A 26,082-nucleotide genomic window follows, 5' to 3' on the forward strand; every position below is an offset into this window, starting at 1 on the left:
CTAGGATCAGCGCAAGGGTTTTGCTCTCCGCCGGCCAGCGGGGGGCTGGCCCGGGTTTAGTGTCGAACGACGGAATGCCAACCATGCAGGCGCCTGTGCTTCGTTTCTCGGAATTTACGCGGGCGCGCGCGCCCGCCGACGACCGCGACCGCCTTTTGCAAGCCGCGAAAAGGTTGGCTGTACTGGCCGAGGCTTTCCAGCTAACAGAAAAAGAGTTTGAAAAGAAAGCCCAGCACTTGGCCGCCGAACTTACCCTCGTCATCCCCACCTTCAACGAAAGCGCCAATCTTCGCGAGCTGATCCGGCGCGTCGACGCCGCCCTGGCCGGCGTCGCCTGGGAAATGATCGTGGTCGACGACAACAGCCCGGACGGCACTTCGGCGCTTGCCAAGGGCATCGCGCAGGCGGACCCTCGCGTGCGCTGCCTGCGCCGCGTCAATCGCCGCGGCCTCGCGGGCGCCTGTATCGAAGGCATGCTCGCCTCCAGCGCGCCGGTGGTGGCGGTCATGGACGCCGATCTCCAGCATGACGAGCGCATACTGCCGCAAATGCTCGAAAAAGTCCGCGCGGGCGCGGATCTCGTGGTCGGCAGCCGTCATGTGGAAGGCGGCTCAGCCGAGGGCGGCTTCTCGGCGCGCCGCGCCGCGATCAGCGATCTCGCCACCCGGATGGCGAAAAAAGCCTTGCGCGCAGACTTCTCCGACCTCATGAGTGGCTTCTTCATGTTGCGGCGCGAAATCGTCGAGGATTGCGCGCCGGATCTCGTTCCTTCCGGCTTCAAGATCCTCGCGGATATCGTCGCCTCGGCGAAGCAGCCGCTGAAAATCAAAGAGGTAGGCTACATGTTCCGGGAAAGGATCGCGGGCGAATCGAAATTCGACATCAAGGTCGGGCTGGATTTCCTCGGGCTGCTGCTCAACAAGGTCAGCGGCGGCCGCATTCCGGTGCGCTTCATCTTCTTCGCACTGGTCGGGCTGAGCGGCGTCGTCATCCATCTGATGACAGTCAATGCGGCCCTGGCCGTGCCGGGCGTGAGCTTCATGCTCGCGCAGAGCATCGCCGTCTTGGTGGCGATGACCACCAATTTCTACATCAACAACGCCATCACCTATCGCGACGCCAAGCTGAAGGGCTTCTGGCCGCAGTTGCGCGGCCTGCTTTATTTCTATGTGGTCTGCGGCTTCGGCGCCGTGGCCAATGTCGGCGTCGCCGCCTGGCTCTACAACATCGACCACGTGGTCTGGATCTCGGCCCTCGCCGGCGTGGTGATGGGCTCGGTCTGGAACTTCACCCTCAGCTCGCTCTTCGTCTGGCGCAAGGACTGACGGCTCGGATTTCGCGCAATCGGCCGGCGACGGCTTCGACGAGGCGCCGCACCTTCGGCGCGATCATCCGGCTGGATGGATAGACGGCGTAGACGCCGCTTTCCGGCTTCGTCCAGTCCTTCCGCACCTGCACGAGAGAACCGGCGGCTCGTTCCTCGTCGGCCACCCCTGTCGGCAGGGTCGTCAGGCCGAGGCCCTTGAGCGCCGCTTCGCGCCTGGCGCGCGAATGTCGCCGCCCGCCGGAGATATAGCGAGGCTTCATTCAGCCTGATCTAATAAATCGATTAAAAACGCATTTTTTAATCGTTGGAGTGGGTCGTCGCCCTCATGTCATAGCTTCGGCGCGAATTGCGGCGCATGATCGCGCCGTGGCTCCCGAACTGGAGAAACTCATGACCGACGACGGCAAGAAGCTGACCACCGCCGCAGGCGTCCCGGTGGCCGACAACCAGAACATCATCACGGCCGGTCCGCGCGGCCCGGCCCTGCTGCAGGACGTGTGGCTGCTGGAAAAGCTCGCCCATTTCGACCGCGAGGTGATCCCGGAGCGGCGCATGCACGCCAAGGGCTCGGGCGCCTACGGGACCTTCACGACGACCCATGACATCAGCCGCTATACGCGGGCCAAAATCTTCTCCGAAATCGGCAAGAAGACCGAACTCTTCGCCCGTTTCACCACGGTGGCGGGCGAGCGCGGCGCGGCCGACGCCGAGCGCGACATTCGCGGCTTCGCGGTGAAATTCTACACCGAGGAAGGCAATTGGGACATGGTGGGCAATAATACGCCCGTCTTCTTCATGCGCGATCCGCTGAAGTTCCCGGACCTCAACCACGCCGTGAAGCGCGATCCGCGCACCAACCTGCGCAGCGCGAAGAACAACTGGGACTTCTGGACTTCACTGCCCGAGGCTTTGCACCAGGTCACGATCGTGATGAGCGATCGCGGCATTCCCGCGACCTATCGTCATATGCACGGCTTCGGCTCGCACACCTTCGGCTTCATCAACGCTGCGAATGAGCGGCATTGGGTGAAGTTCCATTTCAAGTCGCAGCAGGGGATCAAGAACCTGACCGACGAAGAGGCCGAGGCGATCATCGGCAAGGATCGCGAGAGCCATCAGCGCGACCTGTTCGAGAGCATCGAGAAGGGCGATTTCCCGCGCTGGACGCTGTTCGTGCAGATCATGCCGGAGGCCGACGCCTCGAAGGTTCCCTATCACCCCTTCGACCTCACCAAGGTCTGGCCGCACAAGGACTATCCGCTGATCGAGGTCGGCGTAATGGAGCTGAACCGCAATCCGGAGAACTTCTTCGCCGAGGTCGAGCAATCGGCCTTCAATCCGGCCAATGTCCCGCCCGGCATCGGCTTCTCGCCGGACAAGATGCTGCAAGCGCGGCTGTTCTCCTATGGCGACGCGCAACGCTATCGGCTGGGCGTGAACCACCAGCAGATTCCCGTCAATGCGCCGCGCTGCCCGGTCCATTCCTATCACCGCGACGGCGCGATGCGGGTTGACGGCAATTTCGGCGGCCGCCTCGGCTACGAGCCCAATTCCTATGGCGAGTGGAAGGAGCAGCCCGATTACCGGGAGCCGCCGCTCTCGATCGAGGGCGCCGCGGATCACTGGAACCATCGCGAGGACGGCGATTATTTTTCGCAGCCGCGCGCCCTGTTCCAGCTGATGACGCCGGACAAGAGGCAGGTTCTGTTCGAGAACACGGCGCGGTCGCTGGGCGGCGCGCCGAAGGAGATCCAGATCCGCCATGTGCGGAACTGCTTCAAGGCCGATCCTGCCTATGGCGCGGGCGTCGCCAAGGCGCTGGGCCTGAGCGAGGCGGACTTGACTTAAGGGAAACCGACTTGGCCTGAGCCAAATCGGCGGCCGGGAGCGACGGCTCCCGGCTCGCGCCGGAGGCAGCCTTATTCCGCGCTGTGCTTGCGGCGGATGCGCCAGACCGTCCAGCCGACGAAAGCGACGATGAAGGGAATCAGGATCGCCGTATCCACGGCAGGGTCGATTCCATGCAGGCCCGCCTGATGTGCGCCTTCGAAGACGTGATGGGCGACGCTGGCGATGTAATAGGTGATGGCGGCGATGGAGAGTCCTTCCACCGTCTGTTGCAGGCGCAATTGCAACTGCACGCGCTCGCCCATCTGCCGCAGCAGGTCGCCGTTCTGCGCCTCCACTTCCGTATCGACGCGCGTGCGCAGCAATTGCGCCGCCCGCGCCAGCTTGCGCGAGAGATCGGCCTGGCGCGCCTCGGTGTTGACGCAGGTGCGGATGGCCGGATGCAGGCGCCGGGTCAGGAAGCCGTCCCAGCTTGGATAGTCGGGCAAAGGCGTTTCATTGATCGCTTCGAGGCGCGTGCGCACCAGATCGTCATAGGCGCGGGTCGCGCCGAAACGGAACAGGCTGGCGGTCGCGCCGACTTCCAGCTCGGCGGCGAGGGAGGTCAACTCGTCGAGCAATTTGCGGTTGGCCTCGACGCCGGAGGCCTTGGTCATCGCGTCGAGCAGGCGCGGCAATTCCTCCTCGATGCGGCGGATGGAGGGCGCGAGCCTTTGCGCTTCGGGCAGGCCCATCAGCGCGAGGGTGCGATAGGTCTCGATCTCCAGCACCCGCTGGGCGAGCCGGCCCGCGGCCATGGGGGGCATAGAACGGTTTGCGATGAAAATGCGCACGAAGCCGAAGGTGTCCGGCGCGAAATCCGTGGCGATGAGCGCGCGGCCGGCATTGGCTTCGCAGACCGCCATTTGCAGCGGGCCGAACGCCGCACCGAGCGACGACGGCTCGCGGTCGCCTTCCAGCATATGCAGATCGGCGGCGACCAGCAGAGGCCCGGGCTGCGGCAGCATCTGCACTTTCTGCATCAGCGCCGTGGGCGAGGGGGCAAAGGGAATGTCCCCGTCGAGGCCCGCGAACTCCCAGCTATGGGTGATGAACTCGCCATGCCGCTCCCAGACCAGGGTCGCGCCCTGCAATTCGATGCGGAATTGCCGGGTCTGCGCGTCCGGACCGGTCAGGCCGCGCTCCACGCAGGCCTTGGTCAGCGCGGCGCGGTCGGCGTCGACTCGGGCGGAATCGGTCAGGAACGCGAAATGCAGGATGCGCGCCGGCGTCTCCAGCGGGCGGGTCGGCCGCGCGTGCAACTCGCCGAGAATGCGCGCCCGCAATGGATGTTGCTCGAAAGCCGAAGCGCCCAGACCTGCTTCCGTCATGCTTCCCCCAAAGCTGTAAATTTGTTACACATTGCCGATGGCGAGTTCGACAATGGTCTATGGCTTTCGTTTTATATGCCAGGAATTCGCGTGCAAGGAGAATACGACTATGCGGCTTACTTCCATTCGGAAGCTTACCTCGACGCGGCGCGCGCTGCTGGCCATGGCCTTTTCCGGCTTCCTTTCGCCGGCCCTGGCGCTGGACGCGACGCCCGCGCCGGCGACCGCGCCGGCCGCCAAGAGCGCGAGCGTCACGATCTTCGCCGCAGCGAGCCTGAAGAACGCGCTCGACGAGGCGGCGGCGCTTTGGAAAAGCCGCACCGGCGAAGAGATCTCCATTTCCTATGCGGCCTCCTTTCCGCTCGCGCGGCAGATCGAGGCGGGCGCTCCGGCCGATATCTTCATCGGCGCGGATCAGGAGAGCATGGCCTATCTCGCCGACAGGAAGCTGATCGCGCCGGAAACGCGCAAAGACCTGCTCGGCAACGAGTTGGTGCTGATCGCGCCGAAGGCGGCGGCGGGCGATTCCGTCGCGCTGACCAGGGAAGGCATTGCAGCCGCCCTGAAGGACGGCCGCCTTTCGATGGGCGATCCCGCCAGCGTGCCGGCCGGCAAATATGGCCAGGCCGCGCTGACCAAGCTGGGCCTGTGGGACGAGGTTCAGGGCAAGGCCGCCTTCGCCGACAATGTGCGCTCGGCTTTGCTGTTCGTCTCGCGCGGCGAGACGCCGCTCGGCATCGTCTACGCCACGGACGCCAAGGCCGCGCCGGAGGTCAAGATCGTCGCGCGCTTCCCCGCGGATTCGCACAAGCCGATCGCCTATCCGATCGCGCTGACGGCGGCGGCCAAGGGCGAAGCGCCCAAAAAGGTTCTCGCCTTCCTCGAAGGGCCGGAAGCGGCGAAATTCTTCGAGAAGCAGGGCTTCGTCATTCTCTCCGGCAAGTAGCGCCGATGCGGCTGTCGGGCTGGTCTTGGGACGGCCCTTGGAACGGCTCTTGGAACGGTCCTTGGGACGGTCCTTGGGGGCGGGCGCCGAGCCCTTGACCTGAGGCGTCAAATGGCGCCTTTTTGCTGGAATCTCGGACGCCCCGCCCTGGAGGCGCCAAACCGGAGCCGGCAGCATGCAAGACCTCACGCCCGATGGGCAGCGGCTCGTCAACGACATGGCGCAGCGAACCGACTTCAGTTCCGACGCGGTCGCCACGCTGCTGCGCGCCGTCGCCGCCGGCTATGGAACGCAGGCGCAGTTCAACCATCCCGAATTCGGCGGCATGGGGCAATGGTCCCAGGGCGGGATGATCATGATTGGCGATATGTTCAATCAGAATCTGAAATATCGGGTTTCCGCGCTGTGCGACGAGATCTCCGCCCTGCTCCGCAGCCAGACGATGTTCGCCGCGCCGGCCTCGAGCCAGTCGCAGTCGCAAGGTTCTTCATGGCAGAACCAGGGGGGCGGCTCTTCCGGTTTCCTGAATTCGGGCTCCAGCCTGTTCGTGCAGGGGCCGGGCTCCGGATCCTGGTGGCCCGCCGAACTCGGCTCGCCCTCGTCCACCGGCGCGCAGAACGATTTGCGCTACGCCTATTTCCCGGCCGCGCGGCGCCTCGCCGTGCAGGTCGGCGGGCAGACGCGGGTCTATGATACGCTTGATCACAATATCGGCGGTTTCTCGCAGCAGCAGGGCGGCGATCAGTCGGTGACCTTCACCAGCCAGTATGGACTGGTCCGCGTCGCCGATCTGCCTTTGGTTTCGCCAGCGGGGGAAAACGCCTCGCCGCCACAGTCGGCGCCTGCCCAGCAACAGCCTGCGCCTTTCGCTCCGCCTGCGCCGGAGCCCGTCGCGGCCGCGCCGGGCGGCCTTGCTTCCAAGGACGATATTTTCTCCGCGCTCGAACGCCTTGCCGATCTCCGTCAGAAGAACATTCTCACGGAAGTAGAATTCGCGGCAAAAAAGGCGGAGTTGCTCAGCCGGCTCTGAACAACGACGCGCAATGGCGGTCATGGTCTCGGGCGCCCGGCCGAAGTGGCCTTTCCGCGCGCCTCGCTTTTTCCGCCGAGGCTGAGCCTAATGCTTTAGCGGTATTCATCGCGCCGATTTGGCGCCTGAATGCGGCGTCGGCGCCATGGTAATTTGCGTTGACGACATGGCCGGGCGGAACCGATTGCGCTTCGGCTTTCCGGCCCCTCTTCGCGACCGGCTGAGGAGCGCGGGCGAGCGAATGATTTAAGGGCGAACCGGCCGGACTGATCGAACCCGGCGAAATTGTCGCGGCGGCGAGGGGCTTTGGCGGTTTGACGCGACGGCGGGAAGTCGGCGCGCTTCGTTTTGCGGAGATGGTTTCATGGCGGTCCCAGCCTATAGCCACATCGTCGTCGTCGTTATGGAAAACCATAATTACAGCGAGATCGCGGGGAACCCCGACGCTCCATTCATCAACAGCCTGATGGCGGGCGGCGCCAATCTGACCAATTTCAGCGCCTTGATGCATCCGAGCCAGCCGAACTATTTCGCGCTTTACGCAGGCTCCACCTTCGGCACCACCGACGACAATGCGTATAGCGAGCCGGACCCGACCCTCTATACGGTCTTGCATAACGCCGGCCTCACCTTCACCGGCTATGTCGATACGACTGGCGGCGGCAGCGATCTCAACCATGACCCCTGGGTTTCTTTCCCCGAGGGCTATTCGGTTCAGACCAATTTCACCAGTTTTCCTGCGCTGTTTCCGAGCGGGAACTATTCCTCTCTTCCGTCCGTGTCCTATGTCATCCCGAGCATCACCAATGACATGCACAGCGGAACGATCGCGGCGGGAGACAGCTGGCTTCAGGCCAATCTGGCCGCCTACGCGCAATGGGCCTTGACCAATAATTCCTTGCTTGTCGTCGTGTGGGACGAAAGCAACGACGCGTCAGCCCAGACGACTAATCAGGTTCCAGCCATTCTGTACGGCGCCAATGTCGTGCCGGGAAACTACAACACCGCCTATAACGACTATAACCTTCTCAGCACCATCACCGGCGCGTTCGGCCTGACCGGCCCCAACAATGCCGCAACAGCGGACACGATTCAGGTTTTCTGCTTCATGGCCGGCACGTTGATCCGCACGCCGGATGGCGAGGCGGCGGTCGAAACGCTCGAACGCGGCGATCTGGTCGTGACGGCCGATGGCGCGGCGAAGCCCATTCGCTGGGTCGGGCGGCAGACCATTTCCGCGATCTTCGCCGATCCGTTGCGCAACTGGCCGATCCGCGTCAAGGCCGGAGCGCTGGCCGACAACGTCCCTTCTCGCGATCTGCTGCTGTCGCCCGATCACGCGCTGCTGGTCGGCGGCGTGCTGATCCAGGCCGCCGCGCTGGTCAATGGAACGTCGATCGTCCGCGAGAGCGAGGTCTCTTCGGTCTTTGTCTATTACCACGTCGAACTGGACGATCATTCCCTGATCCTGGCGGAAAACACGCCGGCGGAGACGTTCATCGACAACGCCGACCGCCTCAACTTCGACAATTGGGCCGAGCATGACGCCCTTTTTCCAGAGGGCAAGCCAATCGTCGAACTGGCGCTCCCGCGCGCGAAAGCGCGCCGACAGGTCCCGCTGCGCATTCGGACGGCGCTTGACGCGCGTGCGAAAAGCATCGGCGCCGAAGAGGCTGCGGCGGTCGCCTGAATATTTGTCGCTCGCCTGAACCGCCACGCGCCATCGCGGACGTGGCGAGGCTGGAAGCCCGCCCTTGCATTTCAGATTTGTGGGATTGCGCCCCCGGAGACCATCGATTTCAATCGGAGAGGACTGATTTCGGTTTGGTTGTGTACCGTTAATGATAACGAGTGTTAATATTGCAAATATTACTTTGTATTAAGGGCTTGGCTTGTAATCACGGGAGGATAATGCGAGCGATAACCTTTAATACTGGAAATTTGCCTGATGACGAGCGCGAAACAAGATTCATGGGGGCAAGGCGAACTTTACGAAATGCTGTGCCTCATGATGATGGGCTATTGCGTCTGGGTGTTCGGCACGAAATTCGGCTTCTTTGATTACTTTTTTTATTTTTCGGCGGAACATGATCTGCTGAATCTTGTGATGTTGAGCGGATGTATAGGTCTGGGCGCGGTCGCCGCGACAATCCGCAAGTCTTTCCTGCTGCGCAAAGCCATGAGGGGTCGCGCCGCCGCGGAAATGCGCACCGAATCCATCGCGCGCCATGATGCGCTGACCGGGCTCGCCAACCGCCGTTTCTTCCTTGAACTGTTTGACGGGATGATGAAGTCGCATCAGCCCGGGGACCGGCTTGCTGTCATGGTCATTGATCTCGACCGGTTCAAGCCGGTCAACGACGTCCATGGCCATGCCGCTGGAAACGCCGTGATTTGCGCCGTCGCGGACAGGTTGCGCCAGATCGTTCCTTCAAGAGGCGTCGTGGCCCGTCTGGGCGGCGATGAATTCGCTGTCGTCGTGCCCTATGGCGAAGGGCCGGACACGCTCATTGTGCTGGCGGAGCAAATCATCGCCGCGATACGGGCGCCCATTCACTGGAATCACAACCGGATTCATGTGGACGCGACGATCGGGATCGCCCCGGTGACGCTGGACAACAATGAGCCCGAAGGCCTGCTGCATGCGGCGGATCTTGCGATGTATGAGGGCAAGAGGGACGGGCGCGGGACGTTTCGCATTTTTGCGGCCGAGATGGGCGCCGCCTTGAAGGCGCGGGCGGAACTGGAATCCGATCTGCGCCTGGGGATCGCGCGCGGCGAATTCGTTCCTTTCTTCCAGCCTGTCGTCAGGCTCCCGTCCGAGGACCTCGTCGGTTTCGAGGCGCTGGCCCGCTGGAACCATCCGACCAAGGGGTTGATTGCTCCGGACATTTTCATTCCGGTCGCCGAGCAGACCGGAATGATCGGCGATCTGTTCTACAGCCTCCTCCATCAAGCCTGCATGAGCGCGCAAAACTGGCCGCCCCACCTCCTGCTCTCCGTTAATGTGGCGCCGCAGCAGCTTCAGGATCCGCGTCTGCCCCAGCGGGTCCTCGCCATCCTGACCGAGACGGGCTTCGCCCCGAGCCGTCTCGAAACAGAAATCACCGAAACGGCGATCATCAATGATCTCCAGGCCGCGCGTTCGGCGCTGATGTCGCTTCAGAATATCGGCGTGAAGATCGCCCTCGACGATTTCGGAACTGGCTATTCGAGCCTTTATCATCTCCGCGAACTGCGGTTCAACAAGCTCAAGATCGACAGGAGCTACGTCACGACGCTCATGCAGGGCAGCGAGGGCGCCAAGCTGGTCGACGCCATTATTCAACTTGGCGCGAGCCTCGGCATGGAGACCACGGCCGAGGGCATCGAAACCACATCAAATCTTGACTGGTTGTCGCGCCAGGGCTGCACCTTCGGTCAGGGCTATCTGTTCGGGCGGCCGATGCCGAAAGACGCCGCCGACCGCTTCCTCGAAAACATCCGGATCACGAATCGCGTCGAGCAGCCTGGACGGGCCAACGCCGGATAAGCCACCGCTGTTTGGTCAGCGCCGCGCCTTGAAGAAGTCGCGCAACATTTCGGCGGCCTCCGTGGCGCGGATTCCGCCATAGATCTCCGGGCGGTGATGGCAGGTCTTCTGGGCGAAAAAACGCGGGCCGTTCTCCACAGCGCCGCCCTTTTCGTCCTCGGCGGCGAAATAAAGCCGGCGGATGCGGGCGAAGGAGATCGCCCCGGCGCACATGGCGCAAGGCTCCAGCGTCACATAGAGGTCGCAGCCAATCAGGCGCTCGTCCTTCAGCCGCCTCGCCGCCGCGCGGATCGCCAGCACTTCGGCATGGGCGGTCGGGTCGTGGTCTTGAATCGTGCGATTGCCAGCGCTGGCGAGGATTTCGCCGTCCCTGACCACGCAGGCGCCAATGGGCGCCTCGCCGCGCGCCGCCGCCGCCCGCGCCTCGGCGAAGGCGCGCGCCCAGGGATCGGAAAAAGCGTCGGCTGAGGTTTCGGGCAAGGGCAAGGCGAGCCTCACGCAAATGTTTCGCAACAACGCCGCCTCTGCTATCAGACGGCAATGGAAAACGACACTCCCAAAAAGCCCGGCCCCGCCCGCAAGCCCGCCGCCCGGAAACCGGCGGCGAAAAAGCCCGCGCCCGCCGCGCGCGATTTCGAGGGCGAGCGCATCGCCAAGGTCATGGCGCGCGCCGGCCTGTGCTCGCGCCGCGACGCGGAGCTGTGGATCGAGCAGGGCCGCGTCGCCGTCAATGGCGAGGTTCTGACCAGCGCTGCCAAAAACGTCACCGACGACGATAAGGTCACGGTGGACGGCCGGCCGCTCTCGACCCGCGAGCGCACCCGGCTCTTCCTGTTCCACAAGCCGCGCGGACTCGTCACGACCGACCGCGACCCGGAAGGCCGGCCCACGGTTTTCGACTATATCGCGGAAAAGAACCCGCATCTGCCGCGCCTGATGTCGATCGGCCGGCTCGACATCAACACCGAGGGCCTGCTGCTGCTCACCAATGACGGCGGTCTCGCGCGCGTGCTGGAGCTGCCTTCGACCGGCTGGCTGCGCCGCTATCGCGCCCGCGCCAATGGCGCGACCGATCAGGCCAAACTCGACACGCTCGCCAAGGGCGTCACCATCGACGGCGTGGATTACGCTGGAGTGGACGCCAAGCTCGATCGTGTGCAGGGCGCCAATGTCTGGATCACGCTCGGCCTGCGCGAGGGCAAGAACCGCGAGGTCAAGCGCCTGCTGGAACATCTCGGCCTTGCGACCAACCGCCTGATCCGCCTGTCCTACGGCCCGTTCCAGCTTGGCGAGACGCCGGAGGGCGTGGTCGAGGAGGTGCGCACGCGCGTGCTGGCCGACCAGCTTGGCGCGCATCTGGCGCAGGAGGCGGGCGTCGATTTCGACGGCCCGGTCATCGACCGGACGCCGGAACCCGAGCCGGAACTGCGCGGGCCCCGCGAGAATAGCGGGCCGCGTCCGAAACGGCCGCCGCAAGAAACAGAAACCCGGCGGCCGGAAAAGAAGATGGGAACGGAAAAAGCCGGGCCGCGCAAACATGTCTCGGCCCTGCGCAGCGCACGCTACAAGGCGGAAAAAGGCCCGCGCCGGCGCGTCGAAAGCGGCGCGACCGAGGACCGCAGGGGCCGCAAGGTCCTGGTCGAGCGCGTCAGCACGGCGGGGCCGCGCGCCGAACCGGAGGATACGCGCAACGCCCGCCGCTTCCGCGCGGAGAGGGAGAAGGTGGACGCGCCCGCGCGAAAAGGCCCGTCCGGAAAAGGCGGCGCGCGCGCGGAAAAATTTTCCGGCGAGACCGGCGCGGCCAAGCATTTCCGCCGCGACGGAGCGTCGCGCGACGACAACGCCGGAGGCCGGGATTTTTCACGCCCGCGCGGAGAAAAACCGAGCCGGGGATTTGGCGACAGGCCGGCGGGTGACCGTCCGCAAGACCGGAAGCCGACTGGGGGCAAGCCCGCTGGCGGCAGGCCTGCTGGCGGCAAGCCCTTTGGCGCTAAACCTTCGGGCGGCGGATCGTCGGGACCGAGAAAGCCGCCAAGAAGTCCCGGAACAAGAAATCCCGGAAGAAAATAAGCCGTGCGGATTGTTGGCGGGCGGCTGAAAGGGCGCACTCTGCAAGGTCCGCGCGGGGAGGGCATTCGCCCGACTTCCGACCGCCTGCGCGAGACCCTGTTCAATATTCTGGCCCATTCCTATGGCGATCCTGTTCCGGGCGCGCGGGTGATCGACCTTTTCGCGGGCACGGGCGCCTTCGGGCTGGAGGCGGTTTCGCGCGGCGCCGAATTCTGCCTTTTTGTCGACGACGGTTCGCAGGCGCGTGCGCTTCTGCGCGAAAATGTCGAGGCTCTGGGGCTGGGCGGGGTCACGCGCATCTTCCGACGCGACGCCCGCCGACTTGGCGCCGCGCCGCCCGGCCCGCCCTATACGCTGGCCTTTCTCGATCCGCCCTATAACCGTGGCCTGGCCGAGCCGGCGCTGATTTCGCTGGCGCGCGGCGGCTGGCTGGCGCCGGAAGCCCTGGTGATCGTGGAGGAGGCGGCGGCGGCCGTTTTCGAGCCGGCGGCGGGCTTCGACCTGCTTGAGCGTCGCGATTACGGCGAAACGGAAGCGATTTTTTTGCGTCATGCGCCCAAGGGACAGGCTTGACCCACCCCGGAGCGTGCCCTATGACAGGCGCATCATTCAGGAAACGTTCCCAATGCGGAAAATCCTTGTAGTTATTCGAGCGCCACGAGCGGGCCGGGACTGACCCGGATCACCTGCCGATGGCGCATACCCGGGTCCCGAAAGGGGCCTTTTTTATTTTGGTCGCGCCGGAATGGGCCGTGTCCGGACCCTCGGGCCAGAGGCCCGGTCAGGAGCGAACGCGACGCCGAGCTGATGCGAGGGGACCCATGACCACGAATGTCGCGGGCATGGAAACAAAACGAAACAGATGAGCTGGAGCTGAAAATGTCGAAGATCATGACCGGCGCCGAAATGGTGGTCCAGGCCCTGCAGGACCAGGGCGTGACGCATTTGTTCGGTTATCCGGGCGGCGCGGTCCTTCCGATCTATGACGCTCTCTTTCACCAGACCAAGATCGAGCATGTCCTCGTCCGCCACGAGCAGGGCGCGGCCCATGCGGCGGAAGGCTATGCGCGGTCGTCCGGCAAGGTCGGCTGCCTGTTGGTGACTTCCGGCCCGGGCGCGACCAACGCCGTCACCGGCCTCACTGACGCCTTGATGGATTCGATCCCGCTGGTCTGCATCACCGGCCAGGTGCCGACCCATCTGATCGGCTCGGACGCCTTCCAGGAGGCGGATACGGTCGGCATCACTCGCCATTGCACCAAGCACAATTATCTCGTCCGCCGTATCGAGGACCTGCCGCGCATCCTGCACGAGGCGTTCTATATCGCGCGCTCGGGGCGCCCCGGCCCGGTGGTGATCGACATTCCGAAGGACGTGCAATTCGCCAGCGGGACCTATTCCGCACCGAAGAACGTCCAGCACAAGACCTATCAGCCGCAGCTCAAGGGCGACATCGGCAAGATCAAGCAGGCCCTGGCCATGATGTCCAAGGCCAGGAAGCCGATCTTCTACACCGGCGGCGGCGTCATCAACGCCGGCCCGCTGGCTTCGACCCTGCTGCGCGATCTGGTGGCGCAGACCGGCTTCCCGATCACCTCGACGCTGATGGGCCTCGGCGCCTATCCGGCCTCCGGCAAGAACTGGCTCGGCATGCTGGGGATGCACGGCTCCTACGAGGCCAATAACGCGATGCATGATTGCGACCTGATGGTCTGCGTCGGCGCGCGTTTCGACGACCGCATCACCGGCCGCCTCGACGCCTTCGCGCCTTATTCCAAGAAGATCCATATCGACATCGACCCCTCCTCGATCAACAAGAACGTGCCGGTTGATCTCGCCATCATCGGCGACTGCGCCCATGTGCTGGAAGACATGGTGCGGCTGTGGCGTTCCGAGGCGCATTCGGTCGAAAAGAAGGCGCTTGCCGAATGGTGGAGCCAGATCGATCGCTGGCGCGGCCGCAATTCTTTCGGCTACAAGAAGTCCGAGAGCACGATCAAGCCGCAATATGCGGTCGAGCGCCTCTACGCACTGACCAAGGGTCGCAAGACCTACATCACGACGGAAGTCGGCCAGCACCAGATGTGGGCCGCGCAGCATTATCGCTTCGAGGAGCCCAACCGCTGGATGACCTCCGGCGGCCTCGGCACCATGGGCTACGGCCTGCCGGCGGCGATCGGCGCCCAGCTCGCCAACCGCGATTCGCTGGTGATCGACATCGCGGGCGAGGCTTCGATCCTGATGAACATCCAGGAGCTTTCGACGGCCAAGCAATATCGCTGCCCGGTGAAGATCTTCATCCTGAACAACGAATATATGGGCATGGTGCGCCAGTGGCAGGAATTGCTGCATGGCGGGCGCTATTCCTCGTCCTATTCCGAGGCTCTGCCCGATTTCGTCAAGCTCGCCGAGGCCTATGGCCTCAAGGGCATGCGCTGCTCCGATCCGTCGCAGCTCGACGCCGCGATCCAGGAAATGATCGACAGCCCCGAGGCGGTGGTGTTCGACTGCGTCGTGGACAAGTCGGAAAACTGCCTGCCCATGATCCCGTCGGGCAAGGCGCATAACGAGATGATCCTGCCCGACGCGGACGAGGATATCGGCAGCGTCATCGACGACAAGGGCAAGATGCTGGTCTGACGCCACGCTTCGCCAAGTTGGGACCCATTTCAAGATCGGACGGCCTTCATGAACGCCCAGACCCCCGCCGCGCTCTCGCCCTATTCCTCTTCCAATGGCAAGGCGTCGCGTTCCGAGACGCACACACTTTCCGTGCTTGTCGATAACGAACCGGGCGTTCTCGCCCGCGTGGTCGGCCTGTTTTCCGGCCGCGGCTATAATATCGAAAGCCTGACCGTGGCCGAAGTCGCCCATGCGCAGCAGCTTTCGCGGATCACCATTGTCACCACCGGCACGCCGGAGACGATCGAGCAGATTTCACATCAGCTCGAACGCATTGTGCCGATCCACAAGGTCACGGACCTGACCATCCTCGGCAACGCCATCCAGCGCGAGCTGGCGATGATCAAGGTGAAGGGAAAGGGCGAGAACCGCATGGAGGCAATGCGTCTCGCCGAGGCCTTCCGCGCCCGGGTCATCGACGCCTCGCTGGACAGCTTCATTTTCGAACTGACCGGCGCGGCCAAGAAGATCGACGATTTCGTCGAGCTGATGCGCCCGATCGGGCTGGTCGAAGTCTCGCGCACCGGCGTCGCCGCCATCACCCGCGGTCCGCAGGGGATGTGACGGTTGGACAAGCTCGTATCGGGAAGCGGTCTTGGCGCGACCGCGTCGAGACCACTCGCGCATCATGACTTTCGTCCCGACATCAACGGCCTGCGCGCGCTGGCCGTGCTGGCGGTGCTCGCCTTTCACGGCGGGCTTCCCGTTCCCGGCGGTTTCGCCGGCGTCGACATCTTCTTCGTCATTTCCGGCTTCCTGATCTCGCGGATCATCCTGAGCGAGCGCGCGGCGGGCGCGTTTTCGCTGCTCAGCTTCTATGGCAAGCGCGTCAAGCGCATTCTGCCGGCGCTGCTGCTGGTGCTGTTTTCGAGCTGGATCGTCGCCTATACGCTGCTCGATCCGACCGAGTTCCGCCGTTTCGGCGGCCATATGGAGGCCAGCTCCTATTTCTCGGTCAATCTCTGGCTTTACCGCAACGCCGGCGCGCCGGGGGCCTATTTCCTGCCCAACGCCCGCTATTTTCCGCTGCTGCATCTCTGGTCGCTGAGCATCGAGGAGCAGTTCTATCTGGTCTGGCCCGCGCTGCTGCTCGGCCTGTTCAAGGCGCGCCGGTTCCTGGCGCCCGCTGTCGCTGTCATTTTCCTCGTCTCGCTCGTCTTCTGCATCGTCATGACGGGCATCGACTCGACGGCCGCCTTCTATTTCCTGAGCGCGCGCGCCTGGGAACTGGCGCTTGGCGCGATGCTGGCGCTGCGCGAGGTATTCTGGCAGCCGGACCGGCCTTCGCCGCGCGCCGCCAATCTGGGCGCGGGTCTGGGCCTGTTCATGATGCTGTTCAGCGTCTTCTGGCTCCTGAACGAGGCGGCGCCCTGGCCGGGTTCCCTGGCGCTCGTTCCCACCGTCGGCTGCGCTTTGGTCATCGCCTCGCCGGGCGCGCGGATCAGCCAGATCGTGTTCGGAAATCGCGTCGCGCAGTTTTTTGGCCTGATCTCCTATCCGCTTTATCTCTGGCATTGGCCGCTGCTGTCCTTCGCTCATAACCAGATCGGCGATCATCTCCCTCCGGCGCTCACGGCGGGCCTGCTCGGGTTGTCGGTCCTGCTGGCTTTTCTGACCTGGCGTTACCTTGAAGGCCCCGTCGCGGCGGCCTATAGCCGCAAGCCTCTGGCCGTGGCGGCGCCGCTGCTGGCCGGGCTCGCGCTCGCGGGGCTGCTCGGCAGCGTCACCCGCTCGACCAATGGTTTTCCGCACCGCTTTCCCGATCCGGTGCTGACGGTGTTCAACTATCAGCTTGGCGGCGGCGACGGCCCGGTCGAAAAGCTCCGTTGCAGCGAAAATCGCGTCCACGACCGGGACTCGATCGACAAGGCGCGCGAGAAGGCCAAGGCCTTCTTCAGCGAGCGGAATTGCGCCAGGCTCGACCATCCCGGCAAGCCAACCATCGTTTTCCTCGGCGATTCACACATGCTGCATCTGCTCGCCGGCCTTAGAAGCGCCTATGGCGACAACGTCAACATTGTCGTGCTGTCGTCGCTGGGCTGCGCTCCGCTCATCGCGCAGACCGACTGGCGCGGCGGCATCACGGGATCGTCGCGCTGCCGGGCGGTCAATGAGGAGATTGTCCGCAACATTGTCGGGCTCCAGCCCGCGGCCATCGTCGTCGGCGCCTATTTCGCGGAGTTCTATTATGGCTATGTCCGCTATCTGCCGGACTTTCTGAAGCAGTTCGACGCCAATGTCGCGGCTTTGCGTCAGGCCGGCGTGCAGGCGCCCCTTTTCGTGCTGGGGCAGGTGCCGACCTGGTCGCCCGGCCTGCCGATTCTGGTGGGCCGCGAAGTGCTCGCCGGTCGCGTTCCAAGCGAAATCTCGCGCGAAAATCTGAACCCGGAAAGCCTCGAAATCGACGCGCTCTTCGCCGCGCACAAGTGGGGTGAAAACGTCTTCTACATTTCGCAGGCCGCAAAACTTTGCGGGGAACAGGGCTGCCGCCGCTTCGTCGGACCGCGCGTGCCCGATGACATGATCGCCACCGACTATGGCCATTACAGCAACGCCGGCTCGATCTATGCGGTGAAGAATTTCCTCGTCCCGGCGCTTGCGCCGGCGTTGGCGGCCGCGAAGGCGCAGAAGCCGAACTGAACCGCGTGCCGCGCGCGTGAAAAAAGAGAAGGCCCGCTTGCCGGCGGGCCTTTTTTTGTGGGCGTCTGGCTGTCGTCAGCCTCTTTTCAGATTGGGATGCACCGTCTTGTCGATGATGTGCAGGTCGTGGCCGATGACATGCTCGGTCGAGCCGACGATCAGCGGGTCCGGCGGGCGGACGATGCTCAGATCCTTGTTGGGATAGGGCAGGGACCACAGGAAATGCGTCATGCAGGCGAGGCGGGCGCGCTTCTTGTCGTCGGATTTGACGATGATCCAGGGCGCGTCGGCAGTGTCCGTATAGAAGAACATCGCTTCCTTGGCCTCAGTATATTCGTCCCATTTGCCGAGCGAGGCGAGGTCGATCGGCGAGAGCTTCCATTGCTTGAGCGGATCGTCCTTGCGGGCCTCGAAGCGGCGGCGCTGCTCCTCGCGCGAGACCGAGAACCAGTATTTGAACAATCTGACGCCCGACCGCGTCAGCATGCGTTCGACTTCCGGGCACTGGCGCATGAATTCGAGATAATCGGTCGGGGTGCAGAAGCCCATCACGCGCTCGACGCCGGCGCGATTATACCAGGAGCGGTCAAACAGGCATATTTCGCCGGCCGACGGCAATTGCGAGATATAGCGCTGGAAGTACCATTGCGTGCGCTCGCGTTCGGTCGGCTTCTGCAGCGCCACCACGCGGGCCGTGCGGGGGTTCATATGCTCCATGTAGCGCTTGATCGTGCCGCCCTTGCCGGCGGCGTCGCGGCCTTCAAACAGCATGACGATCTTCTCGCCGGTCTGTTCGACCCAGCGCTGCGCCTTGAGCAATTCCTGCTGCAATTTCAGCATGTGCTCTTCATAGGGCGCGGTGCGCATGCGCGCGGCATAGGGATACTCGCCGGTCTCGAACACGCGGCGGATCGCGGCGGGGTCGTGACGCATCTGGGCGAGATGGTGCTGCGGGCTGTCGGCGGCGCCAGCCTCGGCCCCGAGCTCGGCCCCCGCCTTGGCCTCGGCCTTGGCCTTGGGTTTGGTCACGGGCTTTCTTGTCGCGGCGGCGTTCGCCGGCGCGAGGGCCTTGGCCGGCGTCGGAGCGACGGTCAGGGACGGCAAGGTGGGCGCCGGCGCGGGCGCGACGTTGGCGGGCTCCGGCGCGGCGACGACGGTTTCGGCTTTGTCGGTTTTTTGGTCCAAGCTGACTTCCTCCAGGCGGCGGATATGCGAAGCCCGACGCGCGCAAGGCGCCCCGGCAGGTTGTTGTCACGCTATTGTAATAATTGCGCGTCCGCCATGATCCGGCGCAATGCCGAGGAAAGAAAAAGGCCGACTCAGGCCCCCGCCTTGAGCAATTTGTAGTCGATGGCATCGAGCAAGGCCTGGAAAGAGGCGTCGATCAGATTGGGCGAGACGCCGACGGTGGTCCAGGTCTCGCCATTCAAGTGCTCGCCGTTCTTGTCGCCGAATTCGATCAGCACGCGCGTCACCGCGTCCGCGCCGCCCTGGAACACGCGCACGCGGAAGTCGAGCAGTTCGATATCGGCGATATATTTCTGATATTTGCCGAGATCCTTGCACAGCGCGACATAGAGCGCATGAACGGGTCCGTTGCCCTCGGCTGCCGAGATCAGGTTCTCGCCGTCGATCTTCACCCGCACTGTGGCTTCGGAGAACGTCTCCAGCTCGCCTTGCGCATTATGGCGGCGCTCGACATCGACGCGGAAGCGCTCGACCTCGAAATAATCCGGCACATGGCCGAGCACGCGCCGCGCCAGCAGTTCGAAACTGGCGTCGGCGCCCTCATAGGCGTAGCCCTGCGCCTCTTTCTCCTTCACCGCGTTCAGCAGCCGCAATACGCGGGGGTCGTCCTTGGCGACGGCCACGCCCAGCCGCTCCAGTTCGGCGAGGATGTTGGACTTCCCGGCCTGGTCGGAAACCAGCACGCGGCGGACGTTGCCGACCGTGTCGGGCGTCACATGCTCATAGGTGCGCGGGTCCTTCATCACCGCCGAAGCGTGGATGCCGGCCTTGGTCGCGAAGGCCGAGGCGCCGACATAGGGCGCGTGGCGGTCGGGCGCCCGGTTGAGCAATTCGTCGAGCGTATGGCTCAGCTTGGTCAGGCCGCGCAGGCTCTCCAGCGTCACGCCGATATCGTATTTCTCGGAAAACTCCGGCTTCAGCAACAGCGTCGGGATGATCGAGCAGAGATTGGCGTTGCCGCAGCGCTCGCCCAGTCCGTTCAGCGCGCCCTGGATCTGGCGGACGCCGCCGCGCAATGCGGCCAGCGAATTGGCGACCGCCTGTTCGGTGTCGTTATGGGCGTGGATGCCGAGATGATCGCCGGGCACGCGCGCCGCGACCGCGCGCACGATGGCCTCGATTTCGTGGGGAAGCGTGCCGCCATTGGTGTCGCACAGCACGACCCAGCGCGCGCCCGCCTTGTAGGCGGCCTCGGCGCAGGCCAGCGCATATTCCGGATTGGCCTTGTAGCCGTCGAAGAAATGTTCGCAATCGACGATCGCCTCGCGGCCCGCCGCCACGGCGGCGCCAACGCTGTCGGTCACGCCTTCGAGATTTTCCTCCAAACTGCAGCCGAGCGCGACATGGACCTGATAGTCCCAGCTCTTGGCGACGAAGACGATGGTGTCGGCGGCGCTGTCCAGCAGCGCGGCGACGCCCGGATCGTTGGCCGCGGAGCGTCCCGCCCGCTTCGTCATTCCGAAGGCCGCGAAATGCGCATTGGTTGTCCTTCGAGACTTGAAAAACTCCGTGTCCAGCGGATTGGCGCCGGGATAGCCGCCCTCGATGTAATCCACGCCAAGCGCGTCGAGCAGACCCGCGATCTGCTTCTTGTCGTCGAGCGAGAAATCGACGCCCGTGGTTTGGGCGCCGTCGCGCAGGGTGGTGTCAAACAGAGTGACGCGTTCGCGGCTCATTGGACCTGTTCTTTCACGGGGGCGAGCTTTTTTGTCATGGTGGTGTTGCCCAGGACTTCATCGCCAACAAAAACCATGTTGCGCTGGAGCGGCGCATAGTTGCGTCCGGCGAAGAAGGGCTGCGCGCAATCGGAGACGTCGGCGGTGAGGATCACGGCGTGACGCGCGCCCGCGAGCTTTTCCATTGCGTCGCATAGTTGCGTCGCCACGCGCTTGCGGGCGAAGGAGGGATGGACATAGAGCATGTCCAGCGAATTCGCGCCCTTGAGGCTGGCGAAGCCGGCGATTTCGCCGCCGATCAGGGCGACGATGGTCAGGGCGCCGGCGAGCTTTTGCGCGAAGGCGGCTTCATCGTCGGCAAGCGCCGCCCAGGCGTCGATTTGCGCGTCGCTGTAATCCTCCTGCGCCAGCTCCTCGATGCTGGCGCGAAACAAGGCGGCGAGCAAAGGCGTGTCGGCTGGCAGGGCCGGGCGCAGGGCGATCTTTGTGGCCATCACAGCAATCCATACCAATGCAACGTGAACCCCGCGACCAAAGCCAGCACGACCAGCTTCGCCACGAGATAAATGAGCCAATGGGCCGGGAAAGGCAGCGAGTCGCGCCAGTTCTTTTCCTTGTCGTCGGATGGTTCGCTCATCCCGCGACCTCCCATTCCGTGGTCGGCTCGCCGGTCGTCTTGTCCTTGCCGTCCTTGAGCTTCACGCCCATGTCGGCCAGCAGGTCGCGCAACCGGTCGGATTCCGCGAAATTCCGGGTTTTCCGCGCGGCGAGGCGTTCCGACACCAGTTTTTCCACTTCCGCGACGTCGACCGCGAGTTCCGGACCCTTCTGGTCCCAGGCGGCGGGATCGTCCTCCAGCAGGCCCAACAGGTTCGCGGCGCGCAAAAGCTTTTCGGCCTCCGCTCTCGCGGTCTGGCTGTCGCTCTCGCGCGGCTCGGCCTTGGCCGCCATGGCGTGCAGTTCGGCCATGGCGCGCGGGATGTTGAGATCGTCGCACAGCGCCTCGGCGAAGGCCTGACGCAAAGGCGCGTCAAAGGCGGTATCGGAATTGACGCCTTGCGCGCGCAAAATGGCGTACCAGCGCGAAAGGGTCTTTTCGGCTTCTTCCAGCGCCTTCACGGTCCAGTCTATCGGCTGGCGGTAATGGCTGCGCATCATGGCGAGGCGCAGAACCTCGCCCCTCCAGGCCTTGCCGCCGAATTTGTCGCTGTGCAGCAGCTCGTGGATGGTGACGAAATTGCCGAGGCTCTTCGACATTTTCTCGCCTTCGACCTGCAGGAAGCCGTTATGCATCCAGACGTTCGCCATCACGTCATGGCCGAAGGCGCAGCGGGTCTGGGCGATTTCGTTCTCGTGATGCGGGAAGACGAGATCGATGCCGCCGCCGTGGATGTCGAACATCTCGCCAAGATGCTTGTGCGACATGGCCGAGCATTCGAGATGCCAGCCCGGACGGCCACGGCCCCACGGGCTGTCCCAGCCCGGCTCGCTCTCCTTCGAGGGCTTCCAGAGCACAAAATCCATCTCGCCCTTCTTGTAGGGCGCGACATCGACGCGGGCGCCCGCGATCATGTCGTCAAGCGGACGGCGCGACAGCGCGCCATAGTCCGGCATCGAGGGCACGTCGAACAGCACGTGGCCGTCGGCGGCATAGGCGTGGCCATTGGCGATCAGCTTCTCGATGATCGCGATCATTTCCGCAATATGCTCGGTGGCGCGCGGCTGCACGTCGGGCGGCAGGCAGTTCAGCGCCGCCACATCTTCCTGAAAGACGCGGTTGGTTTCTTCCGTCAGTTCGCGGATCGTGATGGCGCGCTCGGCGGCGCGGGCGTTGATCTTGTCGTCCACGTCGGTGATGTTGCGGACATATTTGACGTGATCCGCGCCATATTTTTCGCGCAGCAGGCGGTACAGAACGTCGAAGACGATCAATGGCCGGGCGTTGCCGATATGGGCGAAATCATAGACGGTCGGCCCGCAGACATAGAGCCGCACATGGTCCGGATCGAGCGGGACAAAGATCTCACGCTCGCGCGAAAGCGTGTTGTAAAGTTTGAGCGGCGTCGAAACGGACATGAATCCCCCAGGCTTTGGCCGGGACGTCGATCTCGATGGATTTGGGGAGACATGACGGCGCCAGCCAGCTTGCAGCTAGCTGATAATCGAAATCCGGCAAAGAATGTTCGAATGCGTCATGGCCGCACCATGCTGATTTCAGCCGGCGCCGTCAAGGATTTCATTCTGTCACGAATTCATGTGCCGCAAAACCCTGCGCATAGAGCAAGGCGGTGAGGTCGCCGTGATCGACCCGCGCCTGCGCGGCAGCGGCCACGGCGGGCTTGGCGTGATAGGCCACGCCGAGGCCGGCGGCCTCCAGCATGGCGAGATCATTGGCGCCGTCGCCGATGGCCAGAGTCTGCTCGGGCGACAGTTCGTGGCTCGCGGTCAACTCCTGAAGCGTCGCGAGCTTGGCCGCCTTGCCGAGAATGGGTTCGGCCACATGGCCGGCGAACCGGCCTTCTTCGATCAGGAGCGTGTTGGCGCGGTTCTCATGGAAGCCGATGGCCTCGCCGATGCGCGAGGTGAAGACAGTGAAGCCGCCCGAAACCAGCGCGGTATAGGCGCCATGGGCGCGCATGGTCTGCACCAGGGCGCGACCGCCGGGCGTCAGCGTGATGCGCTCGTTGATCGCCGTTTCCACGACGCTGGCGGCAAGGCCTTTGAGGAGGGCGACGCGCTCGCGCAGGGCGGGTTCGAAGGCGATCTCGCCGCGCATCGCGCGTTCGGTGATCGCCGCGACCTGTTCCTTCAGCCCGACGAAGTCAGCCAGCTCATCGATGCATTCCTGCCCGATCATGGTTGAATCCATGTCGGCGAGCAGCAGTTTCTTGCGCCGCCAGGCGATCGGCTGGACGAAGATATCGACCGGCGCGTCGCCGAGCGCGAGGCGAAGGACCGACATCGCCGCGCGGCAATAGGCGGCGTCGGCGAAGGCCCCCTCGGCGTGATTGCCATAGGCCGCGCCGGGTGCGAAAGGAATGTCTGCCGCCTCGTTCGGGGCAAGGATGACCGGCCCACGCGCGCCGGGCAGGCGGCTCGAAGCCGCGGCAAGAATTTCGGCGGTCAGGGCATCGGCGCCGGGCGCGCCAACCAATGTAGCGACATGGGTCATAAAGTTTTGAACGCTCGCAACTTGTCGAATCGGAAGGATGTTCAGGCCGTTCTTCTGGCAGGGCCCACGGCCAGCGGCAAGTCCGCCCGAGCCATTGAACTGGCGCGGGATTTGGACGGCGTCGTCATCAACGCCGATTCCATGGCTGTCTATCAGGATCTGCCGATCCTGTCGGCGCGCCCGACACCGGAGGAGACAGGCGACATACCGCATCTGCTTTTCGGCCATATCGCGGCCGAACGCAACTATTCCGTCGGCCAATGGCTCGCGGACGCGACCGCCGCGCTGGACGAGGCTCGACGCAGCGGCCGCCTGCCAATCTTCGTCGGCGGAACCGGCATGTATTTCAAGGCTTTGTTGCAAGGCCTCTCGAACATCCCCGCCGTGCCGGACGAGGTGCGCGCCCGCGTGCGCGCTGAGGCCGAGGGCGCGACGCCCGCCGAACTCCATGCGAAATTGAGCGCGCGCGACCCGGAAACGGCGGGCCGGCTGCGCCCGACCGACCCGCAGCGCATCCTGCGCGCGCTGGAGATTTTCGAGGCCGCCGGCGCGCCGCTCTCAAGTTTTCAGGGCGCGCGGCAGCCGCCTTTGCTCGATGCTGCGCGATGCGATTGCCTGTTTCTGGCGCCGGAGCGCGCGGCGCTCAACGCTCGCATCGACGCGCGTTTCGACCGGATGATGGAGGCCGGGGCGCTCAATGAGGTCCGCCGTCTGATCGTCCGCAACCTCGACCCCGCGCTGCCAGCGATGCGCGCCGTCGGCGTCCCCGGGCTGAGCGCTTTTTTGCGCGGCGAAATTTCGCTGGAGGCGGCGGTCGAGAAGAGCAAACGCGACAGCCGCCAATACGCCAAAAGGCAATTCACTTTCGCGCGGACGCAATTGCCGGAATTTGTGTGGGAGGCCGTGGACTGACGGAACGAAGCCGTCACGCCATGAGCCATTTCGCCAGATCCGCCGCCTTCGGGATCCCGCCCGCATGTACGACCTTGCCGTCGATCACGACGCCCGGCGTGGAAAGGACGCCGAATTTGGCGATCTCCGCGTAATCCGTCACCTTTTCAATCGTGATGTCGACGCCGAGCCGCTGGGCTTCCGTTCGCACCATCTGCTCCGTCTCCTGACAGCGTTTGCAGCCCGAACCGAGAACCTTGACGTCTCTCATGGGATTGGCCTTTCCTTCAGGAGAACAAAGTGTTGAACAAATAGCCGACGGCGACGATTCCCAACGCGACAACGCCGACGAACACGGCAAGAAGCTTCGCCGTCAGCACCTTGCGCAGGATGATCATTTCCGGGAACGACAGCGCGGTCACGCTCATCATGAAAGCGAGCGCCGTGCCCAGCGCCGCGCCCTTGCCGAGCAAGGCTTCGACCACCGGAATGATGCCCGCCGCATTGGAATAGATCGGAACGCCGATGACGACGACGGCCGGCACGGACCACCAGCTGTTCTTACCCATGATGGAGGCAAGCAGATCTTCGGGCGCATAGCCATGGATCAAGGCCCCGGCGGCGATGCCGACAATGATCCAGATCCAGACCCTGCCGACGATGTCGCGCACCGCCTCGACGCCGGCCTTGATGCGGTCCACGACCGAGATCGTTTCGACGGGCGTTTCGACCGCGCCGGCGCGCACGTTGCGCACCCATTCCTCGAGCCAGCTTTCAAGATGCAGCCGCCCGATCACCCAGCCGGAGGCGATCGCCACGCCAAGGCCAAAGGACAGATAGGTCAGCGCCACTTTCCAGCCCACCAGAGCAAACAGAAGCCCCAGCGCGACTTCGTTGATCATCGGAGCGGCGATCAGGAAGGAGAATGTCACGCCCAGCGGAACGCCCGCGGAGACGAAGCCGACAAACAGAGGCACCGCCGAGCAGGAACAGAAGGGCGTGAAAATTCCAAGCGCCGCCGCCGCGATATTGCCGATACCCTCGCGTTTGCCCGCGAGAAGCGCGCGGGTGCGTTCCGGCGAGAAAAAGCTGCGCACGACGCCCATGGCGAAGACGACGAGCGTGAGCAGCATCAACACCTTCGGGGTGTCATAGATGAAAAACCGGACGGCTTCGGCCAGATGGCTGCCGGGAACGAGCGGCAAAAGCCCTGTCGCCCAATCGGAAAGCCAGGGCAGTCGTCCATAGACCGCAAACCACAGGGCGATCATCGCCGCCGTCGCGCCGACCCACAAAGCCGTCGGCTCCCGAGGTCCGGATTGAAGATCTGGAGGGGCGTTCACGCTCATTGGGCGTCCTTCCCGCATTACGACGCTGCGATCATGATCGCGGCGCGCCGAGGCGGCAAGGTTCGTCGCGAGGAGCCATAATGGAAACGAACTTCATGCGGCGCAATATATGCGCGATGCCGCATATATGTAATGGAGCATTCGGGATAAGACGCGCAACTTCGGCCGGGTCCGTCATTGCGAGCGACGCGAAGCAATCCGCGCCGGCTTGCCGGCTCTGGATTGCTTCGTCGCCTTCGCTCCTCGCGATGACGGAATGGCTCACTCCCCCATATCGAACGCGCCACGATCCACGCCGCCG

The 26,082-nt window shown here is 64.1% G+C and carries 23 protein-coding genes; 12 read left to right on the forward strand and 11 right to left on the reverse strand.

What is annotated here, in order from left to right; translation table 11 throughout:
* Positions 1 to 83: 83 nt before the first annotated feature.
* Entirely contained in the window at positions 84 to 1,325 is a 1,242-nt protein-coding gene (locus QM467_RS02530) for a glycosyltransferase family 2 protein (protein ID WP_283364705.1), read from the forward strand.
* Here the strand turns inward: QM467_RS02530 and QM467_RS02535 are convergent.
* Complete coding sequence (locus tag QM467_RS02535; protein ID WP_283364706.1) at positions 1,294 to 1,587, reverse strand: LysR substrate-binding domain-containing protein; 294 nt, start codon at positions 1,585 to 1,587, stop codon at positions 1,294 to 1,296. The genes QM467_RS02530 and QM467_RS02535 overlap by 32 nt on opposite strands.
* 130 nt (positions 1,588 to 1,717) lie before the next feature.
* Between QM467_RS02535 and QM467_RS02540 the strand changes: the two genes are divergently transcribed.
* Positions 1,718 to 3,175, forward strand: coding sequence for a catalase (locus QM467_RS02540; protein WP_283364707.1), 1,458 nt, complete (start codon positions 1,718 to 1,720; stop codon positions 3,173 to 3,175).
* 71 nt (positions 3,176 to 3,246) lie between these two features.
* Here QM467_RS02540 and QM467_RS02545 read toward each other — a convergent pair whose 3' ends face one another.
* Positions 3,247 to 4,545, reverse strand: coding sequence for a DUF3422 family protein (locus QM467_RS02545; protein WP_283364708.1), 1,299 nt, complete (start codon positions 4,543 to 4,545; stop codon positions 3,247 to 3,249).
* Positions 4,546 to 4,654: 109 nt separating this feature from the next.
* Between QM467_RS02545 and modA the strand changes: the two genes are divergently transcribed.
* The 4 genes from modA (at position 4,655) to QM467_RS02565 (ending at position 10,053) form a co-directional block, all read left to right on the forward strand.
* Entirely contained in the window at positions 4,655 to 5,491 is an 837-nt protein-coding gene (modA, locus tag QM467_RS02550) for a molybdate ABC transporter substrate-binding protein (protein ID WP_283364709.1), read from the forward strand.
* Positions 5,492 to 5,666: 175 nt separating this feature from the next.
* Complete coding sequence (locus QM467_RS02555; RefSeq protein WP_283364710.1) at positions 5,667 to 6,521, forward strand: SHOCT domain-containing protein; 855 nt, start codon at positions 5,667 to 5,669, stop codon at positions 6,519 to 6,521.
* A gap of 364 nt (positions 6,522 to 6,885) precedes the next feature.
* Positions 6,886 to 8,211, forward strand: coding sequence for a Hint domain-containing protein (locus QM467_RS02560; RefSeq protein ID WP_283364711.1), 1,326 nt, complete (start codon positions 6,886 to 6,888; stop codon positions 8,209 to 8,211).
* 258 nt (positions 8,212 to 8,469) lie between these two features.
* Entirely contained in the window at positions 8,470 to 10,053 is a 1,584-nt protein-coding gene (locus QM467_RS02565) for a putative bifunctional diguanylate cyclase/phosphodiesterase (RefSeq protein ID WP_283364712.1), read from the forward strand.
* 15 nt (positions 10,054 to 10,068) lie between these two features.
* Here the strand turns inward: QM467_RS02565 and QM467_RS02570 are convergent, their stop codons facing one another.
* Positions 10,069 to 10,533: a nucleoside deaminase gene (locus tag QM467_RS02570; RefSeq protein WP_283364747.1), complete on the reverse strand. Its 465-nt coding sequence runs from the start codon at positions 10,531 to 10,533 to the stop codon at positions 10,069 to 10,071.
* Between the two features lie 60 nt (positions 10,534 to 10,593).
* On the opposite strand from QM467_RS02570, the gene QM467_RS02575 reads away from it, so the two are divergent.
* From QM467_RS02575 to QM467_RS02595, 5 genes are all read left to right on the forward strand, one after another.
* Complete coding sequence (locus QM467_RS02575; RefSeq protein WP_283364713.1) at positions 10,594 to 12,123, forward strand: pseudouridine synthase; 1,530 nt, start codon at positions 10,594 to 10,596, stop codon at positions 12,121 to 12,123.
* Positions 12,124 to 12,126: 3 nt separating this feature from the next.
* Complete coding sequence (gene rsmD / locus QM467_RS02580) at positions 12,127 to 12,696, forward strand: 16S rRNA (guanine(966)-N(2))-methyltransferase RsmD (protein ID WP_283364714.1); 570 nt, start codon at positions 12,127 to 12,129, stop codon at positions 12,694 to 12,696.
* Between the two features lie 306 nt (positions 12,697 to 13,002).
* Positions 13,003 to 14,763, forward strand: coding sequence for an acetolactate synthase 3 large subunit (locus QM467_RS02585; RefSeq protein ID WP_283364715.1), 1,761 nt, complete (start codon positions 13,003 to 13,005; stop codon positions 14,761 to 14,763).
* A gap of 48 nt (positions 14,764 to 14,811) precedes the next feature.
* Positions 14,812 to 15,369 (forward strand): acetolactate synthase small subunit, encoded by a 558-nt coding sequence (gene ilvN, locus QM467_RS02590; RefSeq protein WP_283364716.1) that lies wholly within the window; start codon positions 14,812 to 14,814, stop codon positions 15,367 to 15,369.
* Positions 15,370 to 15,372: 3 nt separating this feature from the next.
* Complete coding sequence (locus QM467_RS02595) at positions 15,373 to 17,445, forward strand: acyltransferase family protein (RefSeq protein WP_283364717.1); 2,073 nt, start codon at positions 15,373 to 15,375, stop codon at positions 17,443 to 17,445.
* 75 nt (positions 17,446 to 17,520) lie between these two features.
* Here the strand turns inward: QM467_RS02595 and ppk2 are convergent, their stop codons facing one another.
* From ppk2 to serB, 6 genes are all read right to left on the reverse strand, one after another.
* The gene (ppk2, locus tag QM467_RS02600; RefSeq protein ID WP_283364718.1) at positions 17,521 to 18,630 is read right to left on the reverse strand and encodes a polyphosphate kinase 2; all 1,110 of its coding nucleotides are present in this window, start codon (positions 18,628 to 18,630) and stop codon (positions 17,521 to 17,523) included.
* A gap of 134 nt (positions 18,631 to 18,764) precedes the next feature.
* Entirely contained in the window at positions 18,765 to 20,369 is a 1,605-nt protein-coding gene (gene cimA / locus QM467_RS02605) for a citramalate synthase (protein WP_283364719.1), read from the reverse strand.
* Positions 20,366 to 20,863, reverse strand: a complete 498-nt coding sequence (locus tag QM467_RS02610) for a GNAT family N-acetyltransferase (RefSeq protein ID WP_283364720.1) — start codon at positions 20,861 to 20,863, stop codon at positions 20,366 to 20,368. Before QM467_RS02610 ends, cimA begins: the two co-directional genes overlap by 4 nt.
* The gene (locus QM467_RS02615) at positions 20,863 to 21,006 is read right to left on the reverse strand and encodes a hypothetical protein (protein ID WP_283364721.1); all 144 of its coding nucleotides are present in this window, start codon (positions 21,004 to 21,006) and stop codon (positions 20,863 to 20,865) included. The genes QM467_RS02610 and QM467_RS02615 overlap by 1 nt, the downstream gene beginning before the upstream one ends.
* On the reverse strand, positions 21,003 to 22,445 hold the full coding sequence (gene cysS, locus QM467_RS02620) for a cysteine--tRNA ligase (protein ID WP_283364722.1): 1,443 nt from the start codon (positions 22,443 to 22,445) through the stop codon (positions 21,003 to 21,005). The genes QM467_RS02615 and cysS overlap by 4 nt, the downstream gene beginning before the upstream one ends.
* 160 nt (positions 22,446 to 22,605) lie before the next feature.
* On the reverse strand, positions 22,606 to 23,541 hold the full coding sequence (serB, locus tag QM467_RS02625) for a phosphoserine phosphatase SerB (RefSeq protein WP_283364723.1): 936 nt from the start codon (positions 23,539 to 23,541) through the stop codon (positions 22,606 to 22,608).
* Between serB and miaA the strand changes: the two genes are divergently transcribed.
* A complete protein-coding gene (gene miaA, locus QM467_RS02630) occupies positions 23,533 to 24,453 on the forward strand; it encodes a tRNA (adenosine(37)-N6)-dimethylallyltransferase MiaA (protein ID WP_283364724.1) in 921 nt (306 codons plus the stop codon). The two genes, serB and miaA, sit on opposite strands and share 9 nt — an antisense overlap.
* A 13-nt stretch (positions 24,454 to 24,466) precedes the next feature.
* Here miaA and QM467_RS02635 read toward each other — a convergent pair whose 3' ends face one another.
* Positions 24,467 to 24,703 carry a thioredoxin family protein gene (locus QM467_RS02635; RefSeq protein WP_283364725.1) on the reverse strand — a complete coding sequence of 79 codons (237 nt, stop codon included), beginning with the start codon at positions 24,701 to 24,703 and terminating at the stop codon, positions 24,467 to 24,469.
* Positions 24,704 to 24,719: 16 nt separating this feature from the next.
* Positions 24,720 to 25,781: a permease gene (locus QM467_RS02640; protein WP_283364726.1), complete on the reverse strand. Its 1,062-nt coding sequence runs from the start codon at positions 25,779 to 25,781 to the stop codon at positions 24,720 to 24,722.
* Positions 25,782 to 26,082 lie beyond the last annotated feature (301 nt).

The organism is Rhodoblastus sp. 17X3 (assembly GCF_030056575.1).
Lineage (GTDB): Bacteria > Pseudomonadota > Alphaproteobacteria > Rhizobiales > Beijerinckiaceae > Rhodoblastus.

What these genes read in the sequence shown, in the direction of transcription:
- QM467_RS02530 (WP_283364705.1), top strand. Translation starts at nt 84, where the DNA reads ATGCAGGCGCCTGTGCTTCGTTTCTCGGAATTTACGCGGGCGCGCGCG.
- QM467_RS02535 (WP_283364706.1), bottom strand. Translation starts at nt 1,587, where the DNA reads ATGAAGCCTCGCTATATCTCCGGCGGGCGGCGACATTCGCGCGCCAGG.
- QM467_RS02540 (WP_283364707.1), top strand. Translation starts at nt 1,718, where the DNA reads ATGACCGACGACGGCAAGAAGCTGACCACCGCCGCAGGCGTCCCGGTG.
- QM467_RS02545 (WP_283364708.1), bottom strand. Translation starts at nt 4,545, where the DNA reads ATGACGGAAGCAGGTCTGGGCGCTTCGGCTTTCGAGCAACATCCATTG.
- modA (WP_283364709.1), top strand. Translation starts at nt 4,655, where the DNA reads ATGCGGCTTACTTCCATTCGGAAGCTTACCTCGACGCGGCGCGCGCTG.
- QM467_RS02555 (WP_283364710.1), top strand. Translation starts at nt 5,667, where the DNA reads ATGCAAGACCTCACGCCCGATGGGCAGCGGCTCGTCAACGACATGGCG.
- QM467_RS02560 (WP_283364711.1), top strand. Translation starts at nt 6,886, where the DNA reads ATGGCGGTCCCAGCCTATAGCCACATCGTCGTCGTCGTTATGGAAAAC.
- QM467_RS02565 (WP_283364712.1), top strand. Translation starts at nt 8,470, where the DNA reads ATGACGAGCGCGAAACAAGATTCATGGGGGCAAGGCGAACTTTACGAA.
- QM467_RS02575 (WP_283364713.1), top strand. Translation starts at nt 10,594, where the DNA reads ATGGAAAACGACACTCCCAAAAAGCCCGGCCCCGCCCGCAAGCCCGCC.
- QM467_RS02585 (WP_283364715.1), top strand. Translation starts at nt 13,003, where the DNA reads ATGTCGAAGATCATGACCGGCGCCGAAATGGTGGTCCAGGCCCTGCAG.
- ilvN (WP_283364716.1), top strand. Translation starts at nt 14,812, where the DNA reads ATGAACGCCCAGACCCCCGCCGCGCTCTCGCCCTATTCCTCTTCCAAT.
- cimA (WP_283364719.1), bottom strand. Translation starts at nt 20,369, where the DNA reads ATGAGCCGCGAACGCGTCACTCTGTTTGACACCACCCTGCGCGACGGC.
- QM467_RS02610 (WP_283364720.1), bottom strand. Translation starts at nt 20,863, where the DNA reads ATGGCCACAAAGATCGCCCTGCGCCCGGCCCTGCCAGCCGACACGCCT.
- QM467_RS02615 (WP_283364721.1), bottom strand. Translation starts at nt 21,006, where the DNA reads ATGAGCGAACCATCCGACGACAAGGAAAAGAACTGGCGCGACTCGCTG.
- cysS (WP_283364722.1), bottom strand. Translation starts at nt 22,445, where the DNA reads ATGTCCGTTTCGACGCCGCTCAAACTTTACAACACGCTTTCGCGCGAG.
- miaA (WP_283364724.1), top strand. Translation starts at nt 23,533, where the DNA reads ATGGGTCATAAAGTTTTGAACGCTCGCAACTTGTCGAATCGGAAGGAT.
- serB (WP_283364723.1), bottom strand. Translation starts at nt 23,541, where the DNA reads ATGACCCATGTCGCTACATTGGTTGGCGCGCCCGGCGCCGATGCCCTG.
- QM467_RS02635 (WP_283364725.1), bottom strand. Translation starts at nt 24,703, where the DNA reads ATGAGAGACGTCAAGGTTCTCGGTTCGGGCTGCAAACGCTGTCAGGAG.
- QM467_RS02640 (WP_283364726.1), bottom strand. Translation starts at nt 25,781, where the DNA reads ATGAGCGTGAACGCCCCTCCAGATCTTCAATCCGGACCTCGGGAGCCG.